This is a genomic window from Methylocapsa sp. S129 (genome assembly GCF_009765995.1).
Lineage (GTDB): Bacteria > Pseudomonadota > Alphaproteobacteria > Rhizobiales > Beijerinckiaceae > Roseiarcus.
Window position 1 is genome coordinate 1 of the sequence record NZ_LMUI01000062.1, and the last position, 1065, is coordinate 1065.

1 protein-coding gene is annotated in these 1065 nt (G+C 56.7%); it reads right to left on the reverse strand.

Translation table 11 applies throughout. The features are described 5' to 3' along the window. Positions 1-305: 305 nt before the first annotated feature. Positions 306-617: a hypothetical protein gene (locus GSQ90_RS31955; RefSeq protein WP_158819047.1), complete on the reverse strand. Its 312-nt coding sequence runs from the start codon at positions 615-617 to the stop codon at positions 306-308. Positions 618-1065 lie beyond the last annotated feature (448 nt).

Below are 1065 nucleotides of genomic sequence, written 5' to 3' on the forward strand. Positions count from 1 at the left end.
GCCTAAGCCGAAGGCGAAGTTGGCGCGCCAGACCGTCAAGACACGAAAATAATAGGGAAATGACGGGCCTGTCACCGTAATTCTAATTCGTAATTCAAGGCTCGATGGCGCTGGCGTTTGCGACGATTCGATCAAAATAGCGGCTCCAATCATTGTCGTTGCAGCCGCTATGGTCGGTATTGCAACTCCTTGATATCGCGCGTTTCCAAATAAAATTTGGAAATTCCGTGGGAATCCAAATTTTTGAATTTACGGCGACAGGCGACCTGAGCCTTACCACCGGCCCTTCGCGTTTATGCGCGCAGCTAGCCGCCGGGTTGTTGGTGACGATGAGATTTTGTGACGCTGGACAATGGAGCAGCGTTCCTGTCCGGGACCGCCTCGATCGAGGCGCCTAGGCCAATCTCACTGTCGAATCTTTCCATAGCGTCGTCGCTGACGACGACGCGGGCATCCGCGTCGACATTCTTGCATCCATCGGGATGTTTTGCGCCTGTGATGCAGATCTTGAACTGAAAGGATTTTATGATCACCGTGGCGTGCGCCGCCTGCGGATCGCCAACGAGAGCGACTGACGCGAGCGTGAGCAGAGAATCCAAAAGCGCCAGTCTTGGCATCGCTTGCTCCCCTTTACTGGGGCGTCTCGGCGGCCATGACCGCCACGGCGAGAGGGTCCCGACCGCCACCGGAATCTCCGTAGCAAAAGTCCTGATCAGTCGTCACTCGCGATCATATTAAGTTTTGTGACTATCGACGCGCTTTCCTCAGCCTCCCCCCGGCGCCGCCGCCGTTCTCGGCATCGCAATTTCATGGTTCGCTCGAACCGCAGCGAACTCCGCAGCCGCTTACCTGCAAAACACGGCCCAGGCCCAGATCGAGCTTTGGCATTTCTGGCGCGTCGCGGCGACTTCGGTGGCGACATGGGTTAAATCTGCCTGGGAATCGTTAACGAGGGCCGGTCCGTCGATCGGGGTCTGCGATATATTACGGTGACACGCCCGTATTTACCTTTTCATTCGCCTATGCGAACCTCCGCTCATGACCCGCATCGCCCGCATCGTCGTT

Coding starts and splice junctions, on each gene's coding strand:
- GSQ90_RS31955 (WP_158819047.1), bottom strand. CDS start 617: ATGCCAAGACTGGCGCTTTTGGATTCTCTGCTCACGCTCGCGTCAGTC.